The organism is Gordonia asplenii (assembly GCF_012933505.1).
GTDB lineage: Bacteria > Actinomycetota > Actinomycetes > Mycobacteriales > Mycobacteriaceae > Gordonia > Gordonia asplenii.
Map to the genome: position 1 here is coordinate 24,353 of NZ_JABBNB010000017.1, position 22,973 is coordinate 47,325.

A 22,973-nucleotide genomic window follows, 5' to 3' on the forward strand; every position below is an offset into this window, starting at 1 on the left:
CTGCTCAGCAGATCCGTGGCAGCGGATCGCCGACGAGCATGTCTACGATTCGGCTGCCGCCGAACGAGGTACGCAATGCGACGATCCCCTCGGGCTCGGCCATGACCTCGCCGATCACCGCGGCCTGCGCACCTCCGGTAACCGATTGCAGTGCCGCGAGTGCGGCGTCGGTCTCGTCGGGCGCCACCACCGCGACGAATTTCCCCTCATTCGCCACGTAGAGGGGATCGATGCCCAACATGTCGCACGCGCCGAGCACTTGCGGCTGCACCGGCAGGCATTCCTCGTCCAGGACTATCGCCAGGCCGGTCGTGTGGGCCAGTTCGTTGCATACCGTGCCGACGCCGCCGCGGGTCGCATCCCGCATCCACCGCGTCGACGGCGCCGCCGTAAGCATCGCGTCGACAAGGCGATTGACCGGCGCGGTATCGGATTCGATGTCCGCTTCGATGGCAAGCTCGCCGCGGGCCAGCATCACCGCCATCCCGTGCTCGCCGATCGTGCCCGACACCAGTATCCGGTCCCCCGCCCGAACGTTGTCCGGGCCGAGCCGACGTCCTTCGGGAATCGTCCCGACGCCCGCGGTGTTGATGTAGAGCCCGTCGGCCGCTCCGTTGCCGACGACTTTGGTGTCGCCGGTGACGATGCACACGCCCGCCATCGCGGCGGATTCGCTCATGTCTTCCACGATCCGCCGCAGCCGCCCGATGTCGAACCCCTCCTCGATGACGAAGGCCGCGGACAACCAGCGTGGCTTGGCCCCCGTCACGGCCAGATCGTTCACCGTGCCGTGGACGGCGAGGTGTCCGATCGAGCCGCCCGGAAACATCAGCGGCTGAACGACGTACGAGTCGGTGGAGAAGGCCAACCTCTCCCCGGCTGTGGGTGCCAGCACGGCGGCATCACCCAGCTGCTCGAGCTCTGGATTGCGGAAGGCCTCCACGAACACCGCGTCGACCAGTGCGGCCGACGACTTTCCGCCCGCGCCGTGGGCCATGGTGACCACGTCGTCGAGTAGCCGCGGGCGCCGTTTGCGGAATGCGTCGATGCGTTCGAGCACCCGCCCTTCCCGTTCCGCCGACGTCGCCGCACGCGTGCCGGCCTCCGAACTGGTCATCGTGTCGCTCCTGTCCCGGATGCCGCGGCCCGCGGTTGCGAACTGCGTCGTGCCATGTGTTCCTGCACCACCGACCACAGCCGGTAGCCGACCACCGCGTGACTCTCCTGGATGCGATGGATGCTCTGCGAACGAACCGTGAAGCAGTAGTCGAAGGACTCGTCGACCGCCATCCGCCCGCCGTCGTGTCCGGCGAACCCGATCGTGAGCAGTCCGCGGCGCTTCGCCTCGACGATCGCCGTCATCAAGTCGTCGGAATTGCCCGACGTCGACAGCGCGACGGCGATGTCGACCGATTTCGAATGGGCAATGATCTGACGGGAGAAGATCAACTCGAATCCGACGTCGTTGCCCAGCGCGGTCACGACAGAGGTGTCGGCGGCCAACGACCACGCGGCGAGCGGCCGTCCGAGTGCGGGCCGACTGAACAATGACGCCAGGGTCGCCGCGTCCGTCGAGCTACCGCCGTTGCCGAATGTGTACAGCCGCCCGCCGCGTAGGAAACGCTGCGCCATCTGTTGCCCCGCCGCCTCGATCTGCGTGGCGTACTCGTCGAGCGAAGCACGCTGCAGCCGGGCGCTCTCCGCCGCCTTACCGCGCGCTGACTCCGCCAGATCCGTCAGCAACGCCACGGCGTCGGTCTCCTCGGCGTCGATGAAGGGGTACAGGAAGTTTGTGTTCTCCGTGTCGGTCGGGTTCTCCTTGTCGGTCGTCTCCTTGTCGGTCGTCTCCGTGTCGGTCGTCTGCTTGTCGGTCATCGCGTTCCCTCCGGCGCGTCGTCGAGCCTGGCTATCGCCGTACCGCCGTGCACGACGACGAGATCGTCGACCGCCACGGTTCCCAGGACCGTCACATCGATGTATTCCTCGCCCGCGGCCGTGCGCACCAACGCCTCGTCGAGCGCTGCCGTCGGCGCGAGGATCACCTCGGCTATGCGGCCCTCGTCGCCGCAGGTGACGCAATGTTCGTCGGTGCACTCAGCGGCTTGCGTGGTGAGCAGTCCCGGATGTTCGAAGCACACGTGGGTCAGTTCCCAGAGCAGGTGATACATCAACACGAAGCGCCCGGTCGCGGGCACCATCGGATCGTCGGAGGGCACCCAGAGGATGTGGTCGGCGCTGCCCGCGGGCGGCCGCGGGCCGGAGCCGATCCAGATGGTGTCGGTGCCCCATGCCGGTGCCCTGCGCATCGCATCGAGCACCTGCGGTTGATCCGCGGATGCCACGGCGATGACGACGTCACCGGGTCGGGCCGCGACGCGGCACTGTGCGACGGGGTCGGGTTCGACGAGGGCCACCGACGGCAGCGCGCGTTTTCCCATGATCACCGGGTGCACGAACTCGACCGCGATGTGGTGCGCATGCGGTTCCCACTGTGGCGAGATCACCCACAGTGTCGCGCCGCCGTCGAACCGACGGGCGAGTGCGAATGCGGCAGCGGCCAGGTCCGCCGAGAGGGCCTCGTCGATCAGCGGTGCATCGGTGAATGCAGTGGTCATGGGTGCACTCCAATCCGTTCGCGTCCGGCGGCCGAGTCGCGGGCGGCGAGGGCACGGCCCAGCACCGCTTGGCCCAGTGACAGTCCGCCGTCGTTGGCTGGCACCAACCTGTGAGTCAGTACCTCGAATCCGTTGTCCCGCAATATCTTCTGCAAGGAGGTCGTCAAGATGCGGTTGCCGAACACGCCGCCGGTGAGGCCGATGGTGTCGATACCGCGTTCGCGTGCGGACCGTTCGGCGAGCGTCGCGGTCGCGAGCGCCAGCGCGTGGTGGAAGCCGAGCGCGAGACGCTCGACCGGCTCGCCGTCGCGGACCGCGACGACGAGCTCGCGCAGCAACGGCGCGAAGTCCAGCTGATCGCCGTCGACGCCGACGGTGAGTTCGGCCACCTGCGCCGCCGAGCGCGCGCACGCTTCCAGCTCGATCGCAGCCTGGGCTTCGTACGTGACTCGATGCCGCACGCCCAGCAGCGAGGCGACGCCGTCGAAGAGCCTGCCGACGCTGCTGGTGCGCACACACGCTGTGCCGCTGCGCAGTTGAGACTTCACCAAGGCGTACTCGTCAGCCGACAGCGCTTGCGTGCACGGCAGGTCGTGATCGTCGACGCCGGCTGCGGCCAGCAGGGCGAGGGCGACCCGCGCGGGATTGCGGACCGCGGCGTCACCGCCGGGCAGCAGGAACGGGCGCAGGTGTCCGGCCCGCTCGGCGGTGAGTGGATCGGGCCCGACACTCAGCATCTCGCCACCCCACACGGTGCGATCGCAGCCGTATCCGGTGCCGTCGAAGGCGATGCCGAGCAGTCGTGTGCCGAGTCGATCGTGCTCGGCCATCAACGAGGCGACGTGCGCGTGGTGGTGCTGAACGGTCCGCAGTTCGAGATCGTGGGCGTCGCAGTAGCGCTGTGCCCATTGTCGCGTGGAGTATCCGGGGTGGTCGTCGGCGACGACGATCTCCGGCTCCGCCCGATGCAGGGTGGTCAGTTGCCGAACCGACCGCTCGAATGCGGACCGGCTCTCCAGGGTGCCCATGTCACCGAGGTGCGCCGAACAGAACGCATAGTCCTGCCGGGTCAGGCAGAAGGTGTTCTTCACCTCGGCTCCCACGGCCAGCACCACCGGGCCGGGCGACTGCAGGAGCACCGGCAGCGGCGCGTACCCGCGTGAGCGCCGGATCGGCATCTCCGTTCCGTCGACGACGCCGAGCACCGAGTCTTCACAGGGAACCGCGATGGTGCGGTCGTGCATCAGGAATACGTCGGCGATCCCGGCGAGTCGGCTTCTGGCGTCGGCGTTGTCGTACACCAGGGGTGCGCCGCTGGTGTTTCCCGACGTCATCACCAGCAGTGCCGGCGGTTTCTCGTCGCTGCCGGGAACCGGGGCGAACAGCAGATGATGCAGCGGCGCGTACGGCAACATCACGCCGAGCTCGTCGAGCCCGGGCGCGACGTCGGCAGCGATCGGGCTTCCGGCGCGCGCGGCCAGCAAGACGATCGGTCGGCTCCGCTGTTGCAGCACATCGGCTTGCGGGTCAGATATCGCGCAAATCTCTTGCGCGGCAGCGATATTCGGCACCATCACGGCAAAAGGCTTGTGTGGTCGACGCTTTCGTTCCCGCAGCCGCCGCACGGCGCGCGGATTCGTCGCGTCGCAGGCCAGGTGGAACCCGCCGATTCCTTTCACCGCCACGATCAGCCCGTCGCGAAATGCCTGTTGCACCTTCGTGATCACGTCGTCGTCGCCGACGACCGCCGCGTCTGCCGTTTCAAGGCTCAGCCGCGGCCCGCACTCGTGACAGCTGATCGGCTGGGCGTGGTAGCGACGGTCCGTCGGGCGGCTGTACTCGTCGCGGCAACGCGCGCACATTTCGAACGGCGCCATCGTCGTGACCGGGCGGTCGTAGGGGAGGTCGACGATGACGGTGAGTCGAGGTCCGCAGTTGGTGCAGTTGATGAACGGGTGCCGGTAGCGGCGGTCCGCCGGATCCCGCAACTCGGCCAGGCAGTCGTCGCAGATCGCCACATCAGCCGGAACCAGGGTACGGTCGTCAGCCACCTGCCTGCTGTCGACGATGCGAAAGTCGCGATCCGACTCAGTCGGGATCACCTCGGTCCGCAGGTCGACGATCATCGACATCGGCGGTGCATCGAAACGAACGCGACGCGTGAATTCCGCTACGGCCGCTGCCGGCCCTTCGACCTCTACGAACACTCGCGAATCGTCGTTGCCGCAGTGTCCGGAGAGGCGTAGTTCGGCCGCGAGCCGAGCCACGAAGGGGCGGAATCCCACCCCCTGCACGACGCCGCGCACGCTGATCCGACGACGTTCGATCACGACGTCGCCGATGCACACTGGGCCGGTCTGAACGCTCATTGCGAATTCACATGCCCTGCAGGTGCTGCGTGCGAGCCACGCATGCCGCGCCCTCGCACTCACAGGTACTACCTATTCGACGCTACGCGCTGTCGACGCTATTCGCGCGCAGTCGCAGCGATTCTGTCGTCTTTCGCCACAGCTGCGGCACGACGAGCGGTCGACCAATTGGGATCGTGCCGCTCGACGACGCCGGACCTCGACTCCCGCGGCGGACTTCCGACTTCAGTCCGATTGGGCGCGAACGGAATTCGGGCGAGTCGTCCATTTCTTCTCGATCTGGGCAAAGCGCCAGATGAGCACCGCGCCCACCCACGTCAGAACGAACAGTCCGACGATGACATACCCCAGAATGTTGAGGTTCGCACCCGCGATCCAGTCCCAGAATCCGCCGGTCAAACCCAACTGTTCAGCCAACAGACCGAGCAGTTCGACGGTGCCGACAATCAGCGCCACCACGACGGACAGCGCAGTGATCGTGATGTTGTAGTACACCTTGCGAACCGGCTTGGAAAACGCCCACCCGTATGCGAAGTTCATGAACGAACCGTCGATGGTGTCGAGCAGACTCATTCCGGCGGCGAACAACACCGGCAAGCACAAGATCGCATACCAGGGCAGCCCGGCGGCAGCGCTGGTACCCGCAAGAACCAGCAGCGCGACTTCGGTGGCGGTGTCGAAGCCGAGACCGAACAGCACCCCTAGCGGATACATCTGCCACTGCTTGGTGATCGACTTCATCATGCCGCCGAAGAAGCGATTCAGGAACCCGCGCCTGACGAGCTGATCCTCCAATTCAGCCTCGTCGTAGCTGCCGGCACGCATGTCTCGGAAGACTCGCAGAATCCCGACCAATATGACGATGTTGATGGTCGCGATGACGTACAGGAAAATGCCGGAGACGCTGGTACCGATGACGCCGGTGTAGTGGTGCAGTGACGACGAGTCGTCTTCCACCGGTCCGGCGAGCGCCTTCACCCCAATCGACAGCAGGAAGGCCAGCGCGAAGACCACCGTCGAATGACCGAGTGAGAAGAAGAAGCCCACCGCGAGCGGCCGTTGGCCGTCATTCATGAGTTTGCGGGTGGTGTTGTCGATCGCTGAAATGTGGTCGGCGTCGAACGCGTGGCGCAGCCCCAGCGTGTAGGCCGTCAACCCGACGCCGATACCGAGAGTCTTCTCGCCGAGGCTCAGGTGTTGCGGTGCTACGAATGCCAGCAGGGTTACCCAGCCGATCACATGCAGGGCGACGATCACCCCGATCATCGCACCGAGATGTCCCAACTCTCGGCGAGTGAGTCGCCGCAGGATCGAACCCGGATGGGACGTGCTCTCGGTGACAGTCGGTGTCGTCATTGGCATGTCCTCTCACCGGACTCGCGCATAGAACCGAACCTTCTGACGGTAAACCCGTGCCAGTCTTGTTGCAAGCTAGTGGCAACAAGACCCGAACAGTTGGCATCGCGACGAATCGGCAGAAGACTGGAACTCATGGCACGCAGGACACGCAAATCCGGCGACGACACCGGACCGCGCACCCACGATCACGAGTCGCAGGCTCGGGCATTGCTGCACGGTCAGGGCCTACGATGCACCGCGCCGCGATTGGCGGTCCTGTCCACGCTGGCCCGCGCCGAGTCGGGCGCCGGCCATCTGACCATCAGCGCGATCCACCAACAGCTCGTCGAAGCCGGGCGCAAGGTCGACGTGACCACCGTCTATCGAACCGTGTCGACCCTCGTCGATCTAGGCGTCCTGCACGCCTTGAGCGTCGACGACCGGGCGACGACCTATGGTCTGGCGCACGAACCGCATCACCACGCGGTCTGCACCCGATGTGGACGGATCATCGAGGTTCCCGCCGAACGGCTGACCACCGCGCTGGCCCACGCCAGCATCGGCAGCCAGTTCGCCCTCTCGGACCGAGCCGGACTGACACTGCGAGGGTTATGCCCCGACTGCCAGCCGCCGTCCGCGGCTACTTCGCCGCCGCTACACCGTCCTTGATCCGTGCACCCAGATCGGCGTCGACGTTGCGCCAGTACTCGTAGGCTCGCTCGAGCACCGGGTCACTGACTCCGTCGAGCAGGTGGCCGACGACGTTGTCCACCAACCGTGTTCGCGCCGCGTCGTCGAGGACGTCGCGAACCATCGTGCCCGGCTGGGTCCAGTCGTCGTCCTGCGCGTGGTCGACGTAGGCGCTGCGGACGATCTCACCGTCGGCGGCCCACTGTGGTTCACGCTGTCCCGGATACGACGCCGACGGCCCACCCTTCGAATTCGGTGCATACACCGGATCACTCACCGGAGCTATGCGCATGGCGCCGTCCTTGGAGTAGCTGCGCACCGGGTTGCGCGGAGCATTCACCGGAATCTGTTTGTAGTTGACGCCGAGCCGTGCGCGGTGCGCGTCCGAATACGAGAACACCCGCCCCAGAAGCATCCGATCGGGGCTGAAACCGATCCCCGGCACCACATTGCTCGGCTCGAACGCCGCCTGCTCGATCTGCGCGTGGTTGTCGGTCGGGTTGGTATGCAACGTCATTCGCCCGACCTCGTGCAGTGGGTAGTCGCCGTGCGGCCACACCTTGGTGAGGTCGAACGGGTTGAACCGGTACCCCGCCGCGTCGTCGTAGGGCATGAGCTGCACCTTGAGCGTCCAACTGGGATGGTCGCCGGACGCGATCGAATCGAACAGATCGCGGGTGTGGAAGTCGCTGTCGGCGCCGGCCATCTCGTCGGCCTCGTCCTGAGTGAAGAACTCGATGCCCTGGTCGGTGATGAAGTGGTACTTCACCCAGTGCTTCACACCGTCGGCGTTGACCCACAGATACGTGTGTGAGCTGTAGCCGTTCATATTCCGCCAGGTCTTCGGGATACCCCGGTCGCCCATCAGCCAGGTGACCTGGTGCGCCGACTCCGGTGACAACGTCCAGAAATCCCATTGCATGTCGTGGTCACGCAGATTGTTGTCGGCGCGACGCTTCTGCGATCGGATGAAATGCTGGAACTTGAGCGGATCCTTGATGAAGAAGACCGGCGTGTTGTTGCCGACCATGTCGTAGATGCCGTCGTCGGTGTAGAACTTGAGAGCGAAACCGCGTGGGTCCCGCCAGGTGTCGGGGCTGCCGCGCTCTCCGGCGACCGTCGAGAATCGCGCCATCATCTCGGTCTTCGCTCCCGGCGCGAACACCGATGCACAGGTGTACTCGGAGATGTCGGCGGTGGTCTCGAAAGTGCCGAACGCACCACTGCCCTTCGCGTGCGGCTGCCGCTCGGGGATTCGCTCGCGGTTGAACTGCGCCATCTGCTCGATCAGGTAGTGGTCGTGCAAGACGATCGGACCACCCGGCCCGACGGTCAACGAGTGTTCGTCGCTGCCGGCCGGCGCACCGGAGTCAGTTGTCGTGTAGTTGAGTTCCTTCTCTGACATGTCGCCCTCCAAGATGGTCGCCGACGGTTGAGTTGCTTGGTTGCACCCGAGATGTTGACTCGGAACCCGATTTCGGGGCTGATGCGACCTCATCGCCCCGGAATCTGAGTTGACCGCCACCCGGGTACCCATACATCGGCTCGGCTAATCATCGCGGTGGCCGCCACGTGCGTGCCTGCTGGTCTCCGATGACTTTTGGTCGCGGTCGGGGTCTACCTACCGAAACCACACCCTCCCGAGGAGAGCCAGATGAGCAAAGTCAGCACCCACATGACCATGTCGCTCGACGGTTACATCGCCACCGCCGACGACGCCGTCGACGAACTCTTCGACTGGTACATGGCCGGTGACAACGTCGTCGAGACAGCCAACCCCGACATCGGGATGCGGGTCGACGACGTGAGCGCGACGTTCCTGACCGAGCTGACCGGCTCGGTGGGAGCCCTGATCTGCGGCCGGCATCTCTTCGACGTCGCGAACGGCTGGGGCGGCACCCACCCGGTCGGCGCACCGGTGGTGGTCGTGACGCACCGACCGCCCGACGACGCCGAGACAGCCTGGCCGACAACCACATTCGTCCACGACGTCGCCTCAGCCGTGGAACGCGCCAAAGAGATCGCCGGCGACCGCGACGTCACCATCGCCAGCCCGACGATCATTCAGCAGGCCCTCGACCTCGGCCTCGTCGACGAGGTGTGCGTCAGTCTGGTGCCGGTCCTGTTCGGCGGCGGAAAGTCGTACTTCGGGGCGCTGGCCGACGGGCACGTCCTGCTCGACGACCCCGACGTCGTGGTCGGACGCCGTGCCACTCACCTGCGCTACCGGGTCGCGAAGTAGCTCACTCCGTAGCCAGCCGCACCCCGAACCCCAGCAACGCGAGCCCGGCGATCCCGTCGATTCGACGCCGGATCCGCGGGCTGCGCATCCACGCGGAGATCCGGCCGGCGGCGACGACCAACGCCGCGAAGTACACCACGGTAAGCAGCAGATACGCCATGCCGAGGCCGAACGTCGTCAACGCCACCGGAAATCCGTCCGGAACGAATCCCGGTAGCAGGGTCACGAACAGAATCCCGATCTTGGGATTGAGCACATCGGTGAGGAAGCCCGCGACGAATCCGCTGGAGAAGCCCGACGCCGCAACGTCGACGTCGGCGTCGCGGCGCATCGCCCGCAGCGACTGCACGCCCATCCACACCAGGTAGATTCCGCCGACGATCTTCAACACCTCGAACCCCACCTCGCTGGCCTGCAGCAGCGCCGACAGTCCCAGCACTGCGGCGAAGATCCAGACGAGCAGACCGCAGATCACGCCCGCCGACGTCCGGATTCCGCCCGCGCGACCACCGCTGCTGAGTCCGCGCAGCACCACCAGCGAGTCGGGCCCGGGTAGCAGGATCAGCAACACCGCCGCTACCAGGAACGACGCGAACTCAACGATCATGCGGTCATCGTAGAAGCTCCGCGTCCACGGCACCCAATCACGCGCGATGTCAGACCCCCGTGTTTACCTGAGCACCATGCACGACGCCGCTCGGTACGTCACGGGAATGCGCATCTCCCGCGACGCACCACACGACCGCTACCCGTTCGATCTTCCCGCCGTCGCACACGTCGCCGCGTCGGGACTGCGCCTTGCGGCCGGCGTCACCTTCATCATCGGCGAGAACGGCAGCGGCAAGTCCACCCTGGTCGAGGCGCTCGCCGTCGCCGCCGGACTCAACGCCGAAGGCGGCAGCCAACACTATCGATTCGCTACGCGCGCAACTGAATCCGAGCTCAGCGACTACATCGACCTCTCCTGGGGACCCACCAAGCCACGCAGCCGGTTCTTTCTGCGGGCGGAGTCGTTCTACAACGTCGCCACCGAAACCGAAGCACTCGGCGACCTGACGATCTACGACGACGTCTCACCCCATGAGCGCTCGCACGGCGAGTCGTTCATCGACCTCATCGCGCACCGATTCTTTCCGCGCGGTCTCTACCTGATGGACGAGCCGGAGGCCGCCCTCTCGCCCCGCGGATGCATGACGGTGCTGGCGATGATCGCCGAATTGACCGACGACGGTTGCCAATTCATCATCGCCACGCACTCCCCGATCCTGCTCGCTCTGCCCGGCGCCACCATCTATGAGATCGCCGACGACGGTGAGATCGAGTCGGTGTCCTACGACGCCGCCGCTCCCGTCCGCATCACCCGCGATTTCCTCGCCGAGCCGAACCGCTTTCTGCGGCACCTGCTTTGAACGATCAGCGGGCAGCCTCCAGCAGGGCCTGCGCTGCCAGCTTGCCCAACGAGTTCGCCGCCAGCGGACTGTCCCCGGTCAGGACATTTCGATCGCGCTCGGTGGCACCGCTCATGCCGTCGTTGGTCACGACCATTCCCGCGTCGGCGAGCGCCTCACACAGATTCCACGGCATCTGCCCGGGGAGGTAGCCGATGTCGATGTTGGCACCGAGGTCCAACGCGTCGGGGAAAGCGCAGATCCGATAGCCGGCGAACGGCGACGCCTCGCGACCGATCGAGGCGGCGAGGAACGCCGCCGGCCCGTGACAGAGGCTGATGACGAGCTTGTCGTCTGCCAGCGCCCAGTCCAGAATCTGTTGCACTTCAACGCTTTCCGGGATCCCGAGCATCGCGCCGTGGCCGCCCGGGATGAACACCCCGAGGTAGGGCGAGTCGGGGCCGAGGTCATTCGCGACGACGTCGCGCAACGACACCGGACTCTTGAACGCATCCCGAAGCTTGTCCCACACACCGGCGACTGCCGCGTCTTTGCGCGGGTAGGCCCACCACTCGAACTTGGCGGGTGCGCCGGTCAGGGTCGCGACGGTCACGTCGAATCCCGCCTCGACGATGTGATGCAGCGGGAGCAGTGTCTCCACCGGGTGGTTGCCAGTGGAGAACATCGAACCGTTGCGCATCAGCATGTAGCGCTCCTCGGTCGCGATGACGAGTACTCTGCCCGCCCCGCCATACGAGCCCGTCGCAACCGCTAGCTCATCGAAATCGGTTGTGTCCGAAGTATATTGGCTCAACGAGTAGGGTGACGGGAAGTAGGCGTTGTCTTCTGCCGGGTCGGGCGAGGGGTTACGGTCTTCGGTCATTTCATTCTCCTGTTCGCGTGATGCTTTCACTGAGTTCGCGGTACCGCTCGACGTCGGCGAGCACCCGGTGTTCGGTTCGTTCGATGGCCGCGAGTGCGTCGCGGCCGAGATAGATGCGCGACGGCGGGTCGTCCATCGTCGCCAGCTCGACGATCACTTCGGCGACCCGCTGCGGGTCTCCACCCTGACGGTGATTGCCCGCCGACAGCGCCCGCTCGACGCGGTGCACCGAGGTGTAGTCGTCGATCACCGTCGACGCACGTTGCGCCGACGACGCGTCGAGGAAGTCGGTGCGCACACCACCGGGACAGACTGCGATCGAGCGGATCCCCAGGTCACGGGCCTCGTCGTCGAGCGCCTCGCTGAGCATTTGCACCGCGGCCTTGGTGGCGCTGTAGAGGCCGGTGCCCGGCGAGGTGACGTCGGCCGAGATCGACGACATGTTGATCACCCGCCCGCTGCGCCGCCCACGCATCACCGGCAGCACCGCACGAGTGACGTTCAGCAGGCCGAACACGTTGACGCCGAAGCTTCGGCGGACCTCGTCGGCGGACAGTTCCTCGACACCGCCGTAGAGGAGGTAGCCGGCGTTGTTCACGACGACGTCGATCGCACCGAATCGGTCCACGGCGGCCTCGATTCCGGCCGCCACGCTGACTTCATCGACGACGTCCATCGCTACCGCCAACACGCGCTCCGCGTAGCCCTGCGCCGTCGCCCACTCGACCAGTGACGACGGATCCCGTGACGCCGCAACCACTCTCGCGCCCGATGACAAAGCCGCCCGCACTACGTCGCGGCCGATCCCCTTCGACGCCCCGGTCACCAGCCACACCGGTTCGCTTGTCTGTCCAATCATATGTTCAACATACGGTATCGATCGCAACATGGCTAGCCCCGGTTCTTACAATGGGGAAATGCAAGACGAGACAACCGCGCTGGAGGCCTGCGACCTGGGCTGGTCGATCGGCATGCTCGCCCGCGACTATTCGACGGTGGTCGACCCGGTCTTCGTCGACGTCCCTCGCGGTGCGCGCGGCTATCAACTGCTGCACACGGTGATTCACAAACAGATCCGGTCGCAGATCGGCCTCGCCGACTACCTCGGCATCGACCGCACGGTGATGCCCTACGTCATCGACGACCTGGTCAGCGCGGGCTACGTCGAGCGCGCGGCCGACCCGACCGACCGCCGTATTCGCACGGTGGTCGCCACTGCCGCCGGGCTCGACAAATATGCCGAACTGTCCGACGAGGTACTGCGCGCCGAGCAGCGCTTCTTCGCCACCCTCGACGACGCCGACCGGGCCACTTTTGTGCGCGTGCTGTCGCAACTGGCGCATCGGCCCGCGTGAATTCTGTTCTGCCCGAACAACTTCAGCGAGATCTAGTGTCGCGCAGTCGCGCCGCCTGCTTCACCAGATGGTCCCGCTCGGCCAGATTGGTCGCCCGCTGCGCCGCCGCCGCGTACAACTGGCGCGCTGTGCCGAGTTCGCCGGCTCGTTCATGCAGATACGCATCGACGGCCGTGAACCGCGGCAAGTCCGGGTCCAGCTCGCGCAGTGCCGCCAACCCGGCCTGCGCACCGTCCGCCTCACCGACCGCGACCGCGCGATTCAGCCGCACCACCGCGCTGTCGGTCAGCGCCGACAGTTCGTCGTACCATTCGACGATCTGCACCCAGTCGGTCTCGGCCGCAGTCGCCGCGTCGGCGTGCAACGCGGCGATCGCGGCCTGCGCCTGGTACTCGCCGAGCCGATCGCGCGCCAACGCCGCCTGCAGCACCACGACGCCCTCCGCGATCGCCGCGGTGTCCCAGCGCCGGCGGTCCTGCTCGGCCAGGGGGACCAGCGACCCGTCGTCGGCGACCCGCGCGGTCCGGCGTGAATGGTGCAGCAGCATCAGCGCCAGCAGTCCGGAAACTTCCGGGTGGTCGATCAATCCGTTGAGCTGCCTGGTGAGCCGGATCGCCTCCGACACCAGGTCGACGTCGCCCGAGTACCCCTCATTGAAGACGAGATACAGCACCCGCAGGACGGTCGCGACGTCGCCCGGACGCCCCAGACCGTCCTTGGCGACGGTTCGTTTCGCGCGACTGATCCGCTGGGCCATCGTCGATTCCGGCACCAGATAGGCGTCGGCGATCTGGCGGGTCGTCAGTCCACCGACCGCCCGTAGGGTGAGGGCCACCGCCGACGCCGACGACAGCGCCGGGTGTGCACACAGAAAATAGAGCTGCAGGGTGTCGTCGGTACCCGACGTCGGGCCCTGTTCGGGTTCGACGGCCACCGCGTCTTCTCGTCGACGCCGTGTCGACTCCGACCGGATGACGTCGACGTAACGCCGCCACGCGACCGAGACCAGCCACCCCTTAGGCTCGCGCGGCGGATCGTCGGGCCAGCCTCGAAGTGCCTCGATGAGCGCTTCCTGGACGGCGTCCTCGGCCGCGGCGAAGTCTGCTCCGCGGCGGACGAGGACGCCGATCACCTCCGGAATCAATCTCCGGACGAGTGATTCATCCATGAAAGCCGCAGTCATCCGTCGTCGGTGGCGCGGTCATGAAGGGCCGCACTTCCAGCCATTCGTGGATCGGCTTTCCCCCGGCGCCGGGTGCGGCCGACAGTTCTGCGGCCAGTGCGACGGCCCGGTCGTACGAGTCGACGTCGATGATCATCCAGCCGGCGATCAGATCCTTGGTCTCCGCGAACGGACCATCGGTGACCGGCGGGCGTCCCTCTCCGCCGTACTGGACCCAGGCGCCTTCGGGCGCCAGCGCCTGCCCGTCGACGAATTCGCCGTTCGCTTCCAGCTTGTCCGCGAAATCTTGCATGTACTGGACATGCGCGGTGATCTCCTCGGGAGTCCACTGATCCATCGGAATGTTGTTCACCGGAGCCGGAGCGCCGCGGTAGTGCTTGAGCAACAGGTACTTCGCCATGATATTTCCTCCTCGTCGCGGTACGGACATTGTCTCCGTACTCAACACTGGGTCGGAGCCGTCCGCCGGTTCTCGACACGTCGGCGTGAAAGTTTCAGAAATATTCGAACCACTCCTCGCGCCCCGTGTACGAGTACGCAGGCGACTCGCTCACGCAAGAGCGGTCCCCCTCGGCGAAGCAAACGCTGGCGGAGCATCCGTCGCGCCGAGGGAACCGGTTTGGTCTTACACTCCAGATTCGCTCGCAGAATCCGACTACGCGATCCAGCCCCGCGTGAAGCCCAGGACGCGCGCACCGTCGACGTCCGCCAGCGACACGCCGACGAACTGCTGAGCCGCTTGCGATGTCTGCCACCGGAAGCGGTAGGAATCAGCCGTCGCGGCGTCGACGATCGCCGCACCGGCCGACTCCGCGGTCTGCGCGGCGGCGAACGCACCCGCGGTGCGCGAGAGATAATGTCCCAGTAGTTCGGCATACGGCCCCCGCTCCGGTGGACGTACCGCGTTCTCGACGAAACTGCTTGCGACAGCGGCGGGTTCGACGACCGACACCCACACGCCGAAACGCTCGGCAACCACCGCGAGTGACTGCATGAAGCCCTCGACGGCGAACTTGGCCCCGCAGTAGGCGTCGGCGAACGGCTGTCCCACCGCCCCGCCGACGCTGGTGATGGTGAGGATGCGCCCACGTCCGGCGGCACGCATATGCGGCAACACCAACTTGGTCAACGACACCGGTCCGTAGTAGTTGACCTCGATCTGGGCGGCGATCTGCTCCATCGACAGTTCTTCCGCCGTCCCGACCATGCCCTGTCCGGCGTTGTTGAGCAGGACGTCGATCCCGCCGTAGTCGGCCACGACGTCGGCGACCACCTGCCGCGACTGCTCCGCGTCGGTGACGTCGAGGGCACGCACATCCACCGCGACACCCGCCCCCGAGGCCAGTTCGCGCAGCGCCTCCGCCTTGTCTGGATTACGAAGTGTGGCAACTACTTTCGCACCCCGACGAGCGAACTCGACTGCTGCGAACATACCCATACCCGACGACGTTCCAGTAACCAGCACAGCACCCATAGCGGCACGGTAACCGATGCGAGCTGCCCGCACACGGAGAACGGCGCCGTACAGTTGCACGCATGCCGCTGCCTTTGCTGATCGTCGACGCCGCCAACGTCGTCGGATCGAAACCCGACGGCTGGTGGCGCGATCGGCGCGCGGCCGCAGAACGACTGCGCGACAGATTGAGTCCCGTCGCGGCGACCGGCGCCGCCGGGATCGAGCCGCCGCTCGAAGTGATCATGGTCGTCGAGGGACAGGCGAAAGGAGTCTCCTCCACGCCGACGGTGACGGTGCACGACGCCCCGGCGGCGGGTGACGACGAGATCGTCGCCGTGGTGGCGGCTCACCGCGAGCGCCGGATAGTCGTGGTGACCGCCGATCGCGAATTGCGTTCCCGCGTAAAAGAATTAGGTGCGACGACGGTGGGGCCGCGGTCGCTCGACGGCCCACTCGCGCACTAGGGCGCGCCCGAGTCTATGGGTTGCACCAGGTCGGAAACACCCGCAGAGCCGCCGCGCGGGGCTGCAGTGCACCGAACTCGCATCGCACCGCGCCCAACTGCCGTGACCGCCCTACCCTGAACGAATGCTCCGCATCGGGGAACACGTCGTCGGCTACACCGTCACCGACCTTGTCGGGCGCGGCGGCAGTTCTGATGTGTACCGCGTCGTCGACGAGGACGGACTGCCAGGTGCGCTGAAGGTGCTGCATGCCGACCAAGCGCGACGTCCAGCGATTCGCGAACGCTTCGAGAACGAATTCCGTATCACCTCAATGCTTTCGCATCCGCATATCGTCGCCACCCGTGACCACGGCGAATTGGCCGATCACCAGTTGTGGATGCTGATGCAATTCGTCGACGGTGGTTCGGCAGCCGACCTGATCCCGGTCGCCGGGACCGAGCCCGTCGTCGAGTCGGTTGTGCGGATCTCCCGGCAGACCGCCGACGCCCTGGACTACGCACACTCGTGCGATGTCATCCACCGCGACGTGAAGCCGGCGAATATCCTTGTCGCAGATCGGCTGCCGCTCTGGAGCAGCCTCACCGACTTCGGCATCGCGCAGTTGCTCGACGACGCGCGCCCGCTGGCGGCCAACGGACGCGTCAGCGGATCGATCAGCTACGCGTCGCCTGAACTTCTGGCGGCCCAACGACTTTCAGCTGCGACCGATCAGTATGCGCTGGCGTGCTCCATCTTCGAACTCCTCACCGGCGCGCCTCCGTTCGTCGGCGCCACCCCGTTCGCTATCACCAACGCACACATCAACGCGGTCCCACCTCGACTCGATCGGCGGCGGGATTGGCTTCCGACAGCACTCAACTCAGTGTTCGCCAAGGCCCTCGCCAAGGATCCGGCGCAGCGCTACCCGACCTGCACCGCATTCGTCGAGATCGTCGCGGCGTCCTTGCGCGGCATCGAAGCCCCCAACCCGAAGCCACACACTTCGTGGCTGAGTCGGCGTCGCTGAGGCGGGTCCGCTTCAATCACCGACGAGGCCATTTCCAATTCGTTAACCACAATCGTTTGATTGGTAACCGAGTGGACACGCTCTGACACATGCACTCAACACGACTCGACTTTGCTCGGTGAAGCACATCCCGAGCCGGGACGTGCGCGTGTCGACGCTGGTGCTGCACAAACGAAGCACTCGTCAGCGATACGCCCCCATCCGATGTGAGAACCACCCGAGAACGGGGACTACGCCATGTCAGTCGAGTACGACAATTCCGCCCTGACCCACGAAGACGAGGGCTATCACAAGAGCCTCAAGCCCCGCCAGATTCAGATGATCGCCATCGGCGGCGCAATAGGCACCGGACTGTTCATGGGTGCCGGTAGCCGATTGCACGACGCCGGACCTGGACTGTTCATCGTGTACGCCGTATGCGGCGTGTTCGTCTTCTTCATCCTGCGCGCGCTCGGCGAGCTGGTACTGCACCGCCCGTCGTCGGGTTCGTTCGTGTCCTATGCGCGCGAGTTCTTCGGCGAGAAAACGGCGTTCGTCACCGGCTGGCTGTATTTCTTCAACTGGGCGGCCACCGCGATCGTCGACGTCACCGCGGTCGCGCTGTACGTCCACTACTGGGGAATGTTCGAGGCGATCCCCCAGTGGACCATCGCCCTGATCGCTCTCGCCATCGTGATGGCGATGAACATCATCTCCGTGAAGCTATTCGGCGAGATGGAATTCTGGGCGTCGATCATCAAGGTCACGGCGCTGATGACATTCCTTGTCGTCGGCATCGTGTTCCTGGCCGGACGCTTCGAGATCGACGGTCACCAGACCGGTATCTCGGTGATCACCGACAACGGCGGAATCATGCCCGAAGGCGCACTGGCCCTCATCATCGTGACCTCCGGTGTGATCTTCGCTTACGCCGCAGTCGAATTAGTTGGCACAGCCGCCGGCGAGACCGCCGAACCGGCTAAGGTCATGCCGCGCGCCATCAACTCGGTGATGGTCCGGATCGCGTTGTTCTACGTCGGTTCGTTGATCGTCCTCGCCTTGCTCCTGCCGTACACGACCTACAAGGCGGGCGAGAGCCCGTTCGTCACGTTCTTCGCCAGCATCGGCGTGCCGGCAGCCGGCGGCATCATGAACCTCGTGGTGCTGACCGCCGCCATGTCGAGTCTGAACGCGGGCCTGTATTCCACCGGCCGCACCCTGCGGTCGATGGCGATGAACGGCAGCGGTCCGGCCTTCACCGCCAAGATGAATCGCAACGGTGTGCCGTTCGGTGGCATCGCGCTGACCGGCGGACTGACCTTGCTCGGGGTGATTCTCAACCTGTTCGTGCCGGAGGAAGCGTTCAACATAGCTCTGGATCTTTCCGCCCTCGGCATCATCTCGACCTGGGCGATGATTCTGGCGTGTCAGATCCAGCTGCACCGGTGGGCTGATAAGGGAATCGTCGCCCGGCCGTCATTCCGGCAAATATGGTCGCCCTGGACGAGCTATGCATCGCTGGCTTTCCTCGGCGCGGTGACGGTCCTGATGTGCTACGAGAGCATCTGGAATCTCATCGCTATCGTCGCAGCGGTACCGATCCTGATCGCCGGATGGTACGCGGTCCGCACGAGGGTGACCGCGATCGCTCAAGAACGCTTGGGGTACACCGGCGAGTATCCCGTCTTGCCGCAACCACCGATTCCGGAGGGCCCCGGCGCCAAGGCCGAATGACCTGGTAACGACCTCGACCGGAGGTCAGCGACTGGTCATCGGGCCGCGACTACCGCGACCAGGCCACCGGCCATCAACACATTTTTGAGGAACTGGACCTGTTGCTGCTTGCGCGCGACCGGATCGGTGACACCCCAGAATGCGTGGCCGGCCGCGGTGGTCGGGATCAACGAGCCGAGTACGACGCCCGCGCCGATGCGGGGTGCGACGCCGGTCGCGATGAGCGCGCCACCGACAGCCTGCACCGCACCGTTGGCGCGCACGACGGTCTCGTTGTCGACCGGCAGCGGGACCACGCCGCGGATCTTGTCGAGGGTCGGCGCGGCGACGTCGACGCGCTTGCCTGGCGTCTGGGCGGCCTCGGCGCCGAGCATGATGTACGGAATTCCGGTGAGTGCTCGAGCGGTGACAGCGAGCAGAGACGGCATGACGATCCTCCATGGGTGAGACAGACCAACGCACTCACCCTACGTCGGCCCGCGGCTGCGGCTGCACCGCCCTAGGACGCGATATGCGATCGGTCCTTGGCCCCGGCCCAGACGATCCCGTTGGGGTCGACGAAGTCGACTGTATCCCCATTGATCACGAGGCGATGCGAGCCGCTTCCCTCCGCCGGTACTCCGGCATCTTTGGCGGCGGCCTTACGCCCGTAGAGCGCCAACTTGACCGCGCCTGCGCCGCCGTCGAACTCAACGTATTTGCGCCCGAACGACTTTGCCACGGTCAACCCCTGCGCGACGTAGAAGCCCTTGGTGACGGCGACGTCGTCGGCGCCGATCAGCACCACGATGTCGTCGATGACGCGCAGCGGGGCGCCGGTGTCCTTCTTCGACGACGACGCGATCTTCCAGATGGTGCCGTCGGGTGCGACGAGCACTCCGCCGTAGCCCCAGAACGACTTCTTGGCCGGTTTGACGACCGTGGCACCGGCGGCGACCGCCGGATCGAACAGTGAGTCGACGACAGCAGGCTCGGCGACGACCAGGGACACGACCACGCCGCGAAAACCGTTCGTCGGCGCATCCGAGGAGACGAACCGTAGTCGGTCGGCGATACCGAATGCCTTGTCGTAGAAGCTCTTAGCAGCCTCGACGTCGGAAACTTCCAGGGTGATTGCGGTGATTGTTGTCATGCGAACAACGTTAGATCGCGTCCACGCGACGATGCTTCTCGAAAACTGCTCGATCCGACAGGCCTCAGTATGCCGCCCCCTCCGCTGGTTGAGCCGCCCCCTCGCCCGATCACCCGCCCTCTCCGCCGCTCGAGCCGGCCCCTCCGCTGGTTGAGCCGGGCCGGAGCGCAAGCGTAGGCCCGTGTCGAAACCACTGTGACACAACGAATTTCGACGAGTCACAGCTGACCACGACTGCACCGTCGACACAACCGTCGAATGCACCCGCCAGTGCACGACTGGCGATGATCTCCGCGATCGGAACGCGAGATGAGCCGTCGCACGACATCCGTTGTGTCACTATGATTTCGACTCGCTGCGCTCGCTCAATCCACGAATCTTCGACACAGTCCCCCGCCAGCGATACTCGACACCACGCTCGCACAGCACGGAGCTCGCCAGGGCTCAACCTGGGCTCACCGACGGCCAGGCTCAATCAGCGAATGGCGCCGCCGTCGCGATATCCGGTGGTTCAATCGAACAGGTGGGAAACGAAATCACGCTGTGCTGCATGCTGTGGGCCGGCCCGGGCAACTCTGCGGCCCTCACCGCCTACGAGGACACCGTCCTTGCGCTGCTCCCCGACCACGACGCCGAGGTGCTCTCCCGTGTGGTCGGCACCGGCGCCGACGGTCACCCGCATGAAGTACAGATCTTGCGTTGCGCATCCCGATCGGCGCTCGACGGCTATCTCGCCGACCCTCGTCGCACCGCGTTGTCCGACGAACGTGATCGAGTGATCGCGCGCACCGAACTCTTCGAGGTCGACGTCCGTGTGTGACGCCGCAAGGTCGGTGCCGTACCGCATCGCACCGTGCAAGGATGGACCGATGACCGCTGATCTCGACGAACTCCGCCGACTGCGCCGCGCGCGTGACCGGATGGACCGCGAGTATGCCGAACCGCTCGACGTCCCCGCCCTGGCCCGCGACGCCCTGATGTCACCCGCGCACTTTTCGCGACGCTTCCGTGCGGCATACTCCGAGACGCCGTACTCGTATCTCATGACGCGACGCGTCGAACGCGCGAAGACGTTGCTGCGCAACACCGATCAGAGCGTGACCGACGTTTGCTTCGCCGTCGGCTGCACCAGTCTCGGGTCGTTCTCCACGAAGTTCACCGAGTTGGTCGGCGAGACTCCCTCGGCGTACCGGTCACGCGCGCACGACGAGCTGCGCACCTTGTCGGCGTGCCACGTGATGTCGTTGACGCGGCCGCGCAAGTCGAAATAGCGAGCAGTTTTCGAGAAGCCAACCATCACTTCACGACACTAGGGTCGATGTCATGACAGTTTCACTCAGCCAATCGCACATCCTCGTCGACGATCCCGATGCCGCCCTGCGCTTCTACCGAGACGCCTTGGGGCTCAACGTCATCAATGAAGTCAACAACGGCGGCTTCCGCTATATCACCCTCACCGCGGAGGGACACCCCAACCTCGGCGTGGTCCTGATGCAGCCGCATGCCGGACGTTCGCAGGAGAACGGCGACGCCGTAGCCGCCCTGCTCGCCAAGGGCGAGTTGCCGTCGGTTCATTTCCGGTCCGATGATCTCGACGAGACCTTCGAGAAGATCGCCGCCACGCCGGGTGCGGAGGTCCTGCAAGAACCCACCGATCAGTTCTGGGGTGTGCGCGACGCCGCCGTCCGCGATCCCGCGGGCAACCTGATCCGCATCGAACAGGCCTGAACCGCCGATCTCCCCCGTCGGCCGATGGCGGGCCGGGGAGATCGTCGTCCGTGCTCAGTTCCCGCTGCTGCCCGGGCTGCCGGTGCCGTCGGTGCTGTACGACTGCGCACCGGTGCCTGCCAGGGCGCCGCCGTCGACGATCAGGTACTCGTCGCGGATCCGGTCGCCGTCGAGGAAGTTCTCCAGGATCTCCCGGGTTCCCGCGGCATAGCGCGACTGAGCAGACAACGACGTTCCCGAGATGTGCGGGGTCATCGCATTGTTCGGCATCGTCCGCCAGGGGTGGTCTTCGCTCGGCGGCTGGGGGTACCAGACGTCACCCGCGTAGCCCGCCAGTCGTCCCGACTGCAGCGCCCGGACCACGGCGTCGCGCTCCATGATCTCGGCGCGTGCGGTGTTGACGATGTACGCACCCCGTCGCATGGTGGCGAGCAGGTCGTCGTCGAACAGATGGTAGGTCTCGTTGGTCAGCGGCGCGTGGATGGACAGAACGTCGATCTCGGTCACCAGTTCCTGGGCGGTGGGATGGAATGTCAGACCCAATTCCTCTTCGATTTCTGCCGGCAGCCGACGCTTATCCGTGTAATGCAGGTGCACACCGAAAGGCTTCAGTCTGCGCATCAAGGCGATGCCGATTCGGCCCGCCGCAATCACGCCGACGTCCATTCCCTCCAGATCATACGAGCGCGATACCGCGTCGGCGATATTCCAGCCACGGCGGACGGTGACCCATTCGTGCGCGGGAACGAAATTGCGCACCAGGTCGAGAATGAGCATCATCGCGTGCTCGGCAACGCTGATGGAATTGCTATAGGTCACTTCGGCGACAGTGATTCCGCGCCGCATCGCCGCATCCAGGTCGACGTGGTCGGATCCGATTCCCGCCGTGATCGCGATTTTGAGATTCTTCGCCTTCTCGATCCGCTCCGCGTCGAGGTAGGCGGGCCAGAAGGGTTGCGAGATAACGACGTCTGCCGTCGGCAACTCCTTCTCGAAGACCGAGTCCGGTCCGTCTTTGTCGCTGGTCACAACCAGTTCGTGCCCGGCTTCTTCCAAGAATCGTCGCAATCCCAGTTCGCCGGAGACCGAGCCGAGCAGCTCGCCCGGGGTGAAGTCGATCGCCGACGGGGAGGGCAACGTCTGGCCATCGGGGTAGTCGCCGACGACCGGAATGCTGTCACGCGCATAGGCGGGAGGATATCCGTCGACCGGGTCTGGATACAGAACCGCAAGAACTTTGGCCATGATGAGGCCACTTCCTTTCCCTTGTTCGCCCATTATGGGCGCATGCGAGATCTGCCCGAATTGATGAGTCGGATCTCTTAGTGTGAAGAGTTGGGAGAACGCCCTCGAGTAATCACCGGATTGTCCCTCATGCTATTTCGAGACCGGCGTCGACGCTGACGAC

The 22,973-nt window shown here is 65.5% G+C and carries 25 protein-coding genes; 10 read left to right on the forward strand and 15 right to left on the reverse strand.

All coding sequences use genetic code 11. From position 1 onward, the window contains the following. Positions 1–4: 4 nt before the first annotated feature. From hypE to nicT, 5 genes are all read right to left on the reverse strand, one after another. The gene (gene hypE, locus HH308_RS16505) at positions 5–1,117 is read right to left on the reverse strand and encodes a hydrogenase expression/formation protein HypE (protein WP_170195324.1); all 1,113 of its coding nucleotides are present in this window, start codon (positions 1,115–1,117) and stop codon (positions 5–7) included. Then, the gene (locus tag HH308_RS16510; protein ID WP_170195325.1) at positions 1,114–1,875 is read right to left on the reverse strand and encodes a D-sedoheptulose-7-phosphate isomerase; all 762 of its coding nucleotides are present in this window, start codon (positions 1,873–1,875) and stop codon (positions 1,114–1,116) included. The genes hypE and HH308_RS16510 overlap by 4 nt, the downstream gene beginning before the upstream one ends. Continuing rightward, a complete protein-coding gene (locus HH308_RS16515; RefSeq protein ID WP_170195326.1) occupies positions 1,872–2,615 on the reverse strand; it encodes a phosphoheptose isomerase family protein in 744 nt (247 codons plus the stop codon). The genes HH308_RS16510 and HH308_RS16515 overlap by 4 nt, the downstream gene beginning before the upstream one ends. Continuing rightward, positions 2,612–4,984 carry a carbamoyltransferase HypF gene (gene hypF, locus HH308_RS16520; RefSeq protein ID WP_170195327.1) on the reverse strand — a complete coding sequence of 791 codons (2,373 nt, stop codon included), beginning with the start codon at positions 4,982–4,984 and terminating at the stop codon, positions 2,612–2,614. Before hypF ends, HH308_RS16515 begins: the two co-directional genes overlap by 4 nt. 225 nt (positions 4,985–5,209) lie before the next feature. Continuing rightward, positions 5,210–6,340 carry a Nickel transporter NicT gene (gene nicT / locus HH308_RS16525; protein WP_211188559.1) on the reverse strand — a complete coding sequence of 377 codons (1,131 nt, stop codon included), beginning with the start codon at positions 6,338–6,340 and terminating at the stop codon, positions 5,210–5,212. Between the two features lie 135 nt (positions 6,341–6,475). Between nicT and HH308_RS16530 the strand changes: the two genes are divergently transcribed. Then, a complete protein-coding gene (locus HH308_RS16530; protein ID WP_170195329.1) occupies positions 6,476–6,991 on the forward strand; it encodes a Fur family transcriptional regulator in 516 nt (171 codons plus the stop codon). Here the strand turns inward: HH308_RS16530 and HH308_RS16535 are convergent. Next, the gene (locus tag HH308_RS16535) at positions 6,963–8,417 is read right to left on the reverse strand and encodes a catalase (protein WP_170195330.1); all 1,455 of its coding nucleotides are present in this window, start codon (positions 8,415–8,417) and stop codon (positions 6,963–6,965) included. The two genes, HH308_RS16530 and HH308_RS16535, sit on opposite strands and share 29 nt — an antisense overlap. Before the next feature lie 249 nt (positions 8,418–8,666). Here HH308_RS16535 and HH308_RS16540 point away from each other — a divergent pair, with 249 nt between their 5' ends. Then, a complete protein-coding gene (locus HH308_RS16540) occupies positions 8,667–9,254 on the forward strand; it encodes a dihydrofolate reductase family protein (RefSeq protein WP_170195331.1) in 588 nt (195 codons plus the stop codon). A gap of 1 nt (position 9,255) precedes the next feature. Here the strand turns inward: HH308_RS16540 and HH308_RS16545 are convergent, their stop codons facing one another. Beyond that, positions 9,256–9,861, reverse strand: coding sequence for a LysE family translocator (locus HH308_RS16545; RefSeq protein WP_170195332.1), 606 nt, complete (start codon positions 9,859–9,861; stop codon positions 9,256–9,258). Positions 9,862–9,907: 46 nt separating this feature from the next. On the opposite strand from HH308_RS16545, the gene HH308_RS16550 reads away from it, so the two are divergent. Further along, on the forward strand, positions 9,908–10,663 hold the full coding sequence (locus HH308_RS16550) for an AAA family ATPase (RefSeq protein WP_246284658.1): 756 nt from the start codon (positions 9,908–9,910) through the stop codon (positions 10,661–10,663). A gap of 4 nt (positions 10,664–10,667) precedes the next feature. On the opposite strand, the gene hchA is transcribed toward HH308_RS16550, so the two are convergent. After that, a complete protein-coding gene (gene hchA / locus HH308_RS16555) occupies positions 10,668–11,525 on the reverse strand; it encodes a glyoxalase III HchA (protein ID WP_170195333.1) in 858 nt (285 codons plus the stop codon). 1 nt (position 11,526) lies between these two features. Then, the gene (locus HH308_RS16560) at positions 11,527–12,384 is read right to left on the reverse strand and encodes an SDR family NAD(P)-dependent oxidoreductase (RefSeq protein ID WP_170195334.1); all 858 of its coding nucleotides are present in this window, start codon (positions 12,382–12,384) and stop codon (positions 11,527–11,529) included. Between the two features lie 58 nt (positions 12,385–12,442). On the opposite strand from HH308_RS16560, the gene HH308_RS16565 reads away from it, so the two are divergent. Further along, the gene (locus HH308_RS16565; RefSeq protein ID WP_246284659.1) at positions 12,443–12,880 is read left to right on the forward strand and encodes a MarR family winged helix-turn-helix transcriptional regulator; all 438 of its coding nucleotides are present in this window, start codon (positions 12,443–12,445) and stop codon (positions 12,878–12,880) included. A gap of 22 nt (positions 12,881–12,902) precedes the next feature. On the opposite strand, the gene HH308_RS16570 is transcribed toward HH308_RS16565, so the two are convergent. The 3 genes from HH308_RS16570 to HH308_RS16580 form a co-directional block, all read right to left on the reverse strand. Beyond that, positions 12,903–14,048, reverse strand: a complete 1,146-nt coding sequence (locus HH308_RS16570; protein WP_170195335.1) for an RNA polymerase sigma factor — start codon at positions 14,046–14,048, stop codon at positions 12,903–12,905. Then, positions 14,041–14,463 (reverse strand): YciI family protein, encoded by a 423-nt coding sequence (locus HH308_RS16575; protein WP_170195336.1) that lies wholly within the window; start codon positions 14,461–14,463, stop codon positions 14,041–14,043. The genes HH308_RS16570 and HH308_RS16575 overlap by 8 nt, the downstream gene beginning before the upstream one ends. 255 nt (positions 14,464–14,718) lie before the next feature. Then, complete coding sequence (locus tag HH308_RS16580; protein ID WP_170195337.1) at positions 14,719–15,537, reverse strand: SDR family NAD(P)-dependent oxidoreductase; 819 nt, start codon at positions 15,535–15,537, stop codon at positions 14,719–14,721. 62 nt (positions 15,538–15,599) lie between these two features. On the opposite strand from HH308_RS16580, the gene HH308_RS16585 reads away from it, so the two are divergent. The 3 genes from HH308_RS16585 (at position 15,600) to HH308_RS16595 (ending at position 18,705) form a co-directional block, all read left to right on the forward strand. Continuing rightward, a complete protein-coding gene (locus tag HH308_RS16585) occupies positions 15,600–15,983 on the forward strand; it encodes a PIN domain-containing protein (protein ID WP_170195338.1) in 384 nt (127 codons plus the stop codon). A gap of 124 nt (positions 15,984–16,107) precedes the next feature. Continuing rightward, positions 16,108–16,992: a serine/threonine-protein kinase gene (locus tag HH308_RS16590; RefSeq protein WP_170195339.1), complete on the forward strand. Its 885-nt coding sequence runs from the start codon at positions 16,108–16,110 to the stop codon at positions 16,990–16,992. A 237-nt stretch (positions 16,993–17,229) separates the two neighbouring features. Further along, the gene (locus HH308_RS16595) at positions 17,230–18,705 is read left to right on the forward strand and encodes an amino acid permease (protein WP_170195340.1); all 1,476 of its coding nucleotides are present in this window, start codon (positions 17,230–17,232) and stop codon (positions 18,703–18,705) included. A gap of 35 nt (positions 18,706–18,740) precedes the next feature. On the opposite strand, the gene HH308_RS16600 is transcribed toward HH308_RS16595, so the two are convergent. Beyond that, a complete protein-coding gene (locus HH308_RS16600; RefSeq protein ID WP_170195341.1) occupies positions 18,741–19,133 on the reverse strand; it encodes a DoxX family protein in 393 nt (130 codons plus the stop codon). Between the two features lie 71 nt (positions 19,134–19,204). Further along, the gene (locus HH308_RS16605; RefSeq protein ID WP_170195342.1) at positions 19,205–19,837 is read right to left on the reverse strand and encodes a VOC family protein; all 633 of its coding nucleotides are present in this window, start codon (positions 19,835–19,837) and stop codon (positions 19,205–19,207) included. A gap of 523 nt (positions 19,838–20,360) precedes the next feature. Between HH308_RS16605 and HH308_RS16610 the strand changes: the two genes are divergently transcribed. Genes HH308_RS16610 through HH308_RS16620 form a run of 3 tightly spaced genes read left to right on the forward strand, consistent with a single transcriptional unit; the run spans position 20,361 to position 21,565 of the window. Further along, positions 20,361–20,657, forward strand: coding sequence for a hypothetical protein (locus HH308_RS16610; RefSeq protein WP_312870644.1), 297 nt, complete (start codon positions 20,361–20,363; stop codon positions 20,655–20,657). A gap of 49 nt (positions 20,658–20,706) precedes the next feature. Next, positions 20,707–21,108 (forward strand): helix-turn-helix transcriptional regulator, encoded by a 402-nt coding sequence (locus HH308_RS16615; RefSeq protein WP_170195343.1) that lies wholly within the window; start codon positions 20,707–20,709, stop codon positions 21,106–21,108. A gap of 52 nt (positions 21,109–21,160) precedes the next feature. Next, a complete protein-coding gene (locus HH308_RS16620) occupies positions 21,161–21,565 on the forward strand; it encodes a VOC family protein (RefSeq protein ID WP_170195344.1) in 405 nt (134 codons plus the stop codon). 54 nt (positions 21,566–21,619) lie between these two features. Here the strand turns inward: HH308_RS16620 and HH308_RS16625 are convergent, their stop codons facing one another. Further along, on the reverse strand, positions 21,620–22,810 hold the full coding sequence (locus tag HH308_RS16625) for an NAD-dependent formate dehydrogenase (protein ID WP_170195345.1): 1,191 nt from the start codon (positions 22,808–22,810) through the stop codon (positions 21,620–21,622). Positions 22,811–22,973 lie beyond the last annotated feature (163 nt).

Bases quoted from the DNA above. Each gene is read 5' to 3' on its own strand.
- HH308_RS16545 (WP_170195332.1), bottom strand. From the start codon at position 9,861: ATGATCGTTGAGTTCGCGTCGTTCCTGGTAGCGGCGGTGTTGCTGATC.
- HH308_RS16620 (WP_170195344.1), top strand. From the start codon at position 21,161: ATGACAGTTTCACTCAGCCAATCGCACATCCTCGTCGACGATCCCGAT.
- HH308_RS16550 (WP_246284658.1), top strand. From the start codon at position 9,908: ATGTCAGACCCCCGTGTTTACCTGAGCACCATGCACGACGCCGCTCGG.
- nicT (WP_211188559.1), bottom strand. From the start codon at position 6,340: ATGACGACACCGACTGTCACCGAGAGCACGTCCCATCCGGGTTCGATC.
- HH308_RS16565 (WP_246284659.1), top strand. From the start codon at position 12,443: ATGCAAGACGAGACAACCGCGCTGGAGGCCTGCGACCTGGGCTGGTCG.
- HH308_RS16600 (WP_170195341.1), bottom strand. From the start codon at position 19,133: ATGCCGTCTCTGCTCGCTGTCACCGCTCGAGCACTCACCGGAATTCCG.
- HH308_RS16585 (WP_170195338.1), top strand. From the start codon at position 15,600: ATGCCGCTGCCTTTGCTGATCGTCGACGCCGCCAACGTCGTCGGATCG.
- HH308_RS16535 (WP_170195330.1), bottom strand. From the start codon at position 8,417: ATGTCAGAGAAGGAACTCAACTACACGACAACTGACTCCGGTGCGCCG.
- HH308_RS16580 (WP_170195337.1), bottom strand. From the start codon at position 15,537: ATGGGTGCTGTGCTGGTTACTGGAACGTCGTCGGGTATGGGTATGTTC.
- HH308_RS16570 (WP_170195335.1), bottom strand. From the start codon at position 14,048: ATGGATGAATCACTCGTCCGGAGATTGATTCCGGAGGTGATCGGCGTC.
- HH308_RS16605 (WP_170195342.1), bottom strand. From the start codon at position 19,837: ATGACAACAATCACCGCAATCACCCTGGAAGTTTCCGACGTCGAGGCT.
- HH308_RS16510 (WP_170195325.1), bottom strand. From the start codon at position 1,875: ATGACCGACAAGCAGACGACCGACACGGAGACGACCGACAAGGAGACG.
- HH308_RS16625 (WP_170195345.1), bottom strand. From the start codon at position 22,810: ATGGCCAAAGTTCTTGCGGTTCTGTATCCAGACCCGGTCGACGGATAT.
- HH308_RS16595 (WP_170195340.1), top strand. From the start codon at position 17,230: ATGTCAGTCGAGTACGACAATTCCGCCCTGACCCACGAAGACGAGGGC.
- HH308_RS16615 (WP_170195343.1), top strand. From the start codon at position 20,707: ATGACCGCTGATCTCGACGAACTCCGCCGACTGCGCCGCGCGCGTGAC.
- HH308_RS16540 (WP_170195331.1), top strand. From the start codon at position 8,667: ATGAGCAAAGTCAGCACCCACATGACCATGTCGCTCGACGGTTACATC.
- hchA (WP_170195333.1), bottom strand. From the start codon at position 11,525: ATGACCGAAGACCGTAACCCCTCGCCCGACCCGGCAGAAGACAACGCC.
- HH308_RS16590 (WP_170195339.1), top strand. From the start codon at position 16,108: ATGCTCCGCATCGGGGAACACGTCGTCGGCTACACCGTCACCGACCTT.
- HH308_RS16560 (WP_170195334.1), bottom strand. From the start codon at position 12,384: ATGATTGGACAGACAAGCGAACCGGTGTGGCTGGTGACCGGGGCGTCG.
- HH308_RS16515 (WP_170195326.1), bottom strand. From the start codon at position 2,615: ATGACCACTGCATTCACCGATGCACCGCTGATCGACGAGGCCCTCTCG.
- hypE (WP_170195324.1), bottom strand. From the start codon at position 1,117: ATGACCAGTTCGGAGGCCGGCACGCGTGCGGCGACGTCGGCGGAACGG.
- hypF (WP_170195327.1), bottom strand. From the start codon at position 4,984: ATGAGCGTTCAGACCGGCCCAGTGTGCATCGGCGACGTCGTGATCGAA.
- HH308_RS16530 (WP_170195329.1), top strand. From the start codon at position 6,476: ATGGCACGCAGGACACGCAAATCCGGCGACGACACCGGACCGCGCACC.
- HH308_RS16575 (WP_170195336.1), bottom strand. From the start codon at position 14,463: ATGGCGAAGTACCTGTTGCTCAAGCACTACCGCGGCGCTCCGGCTCCG.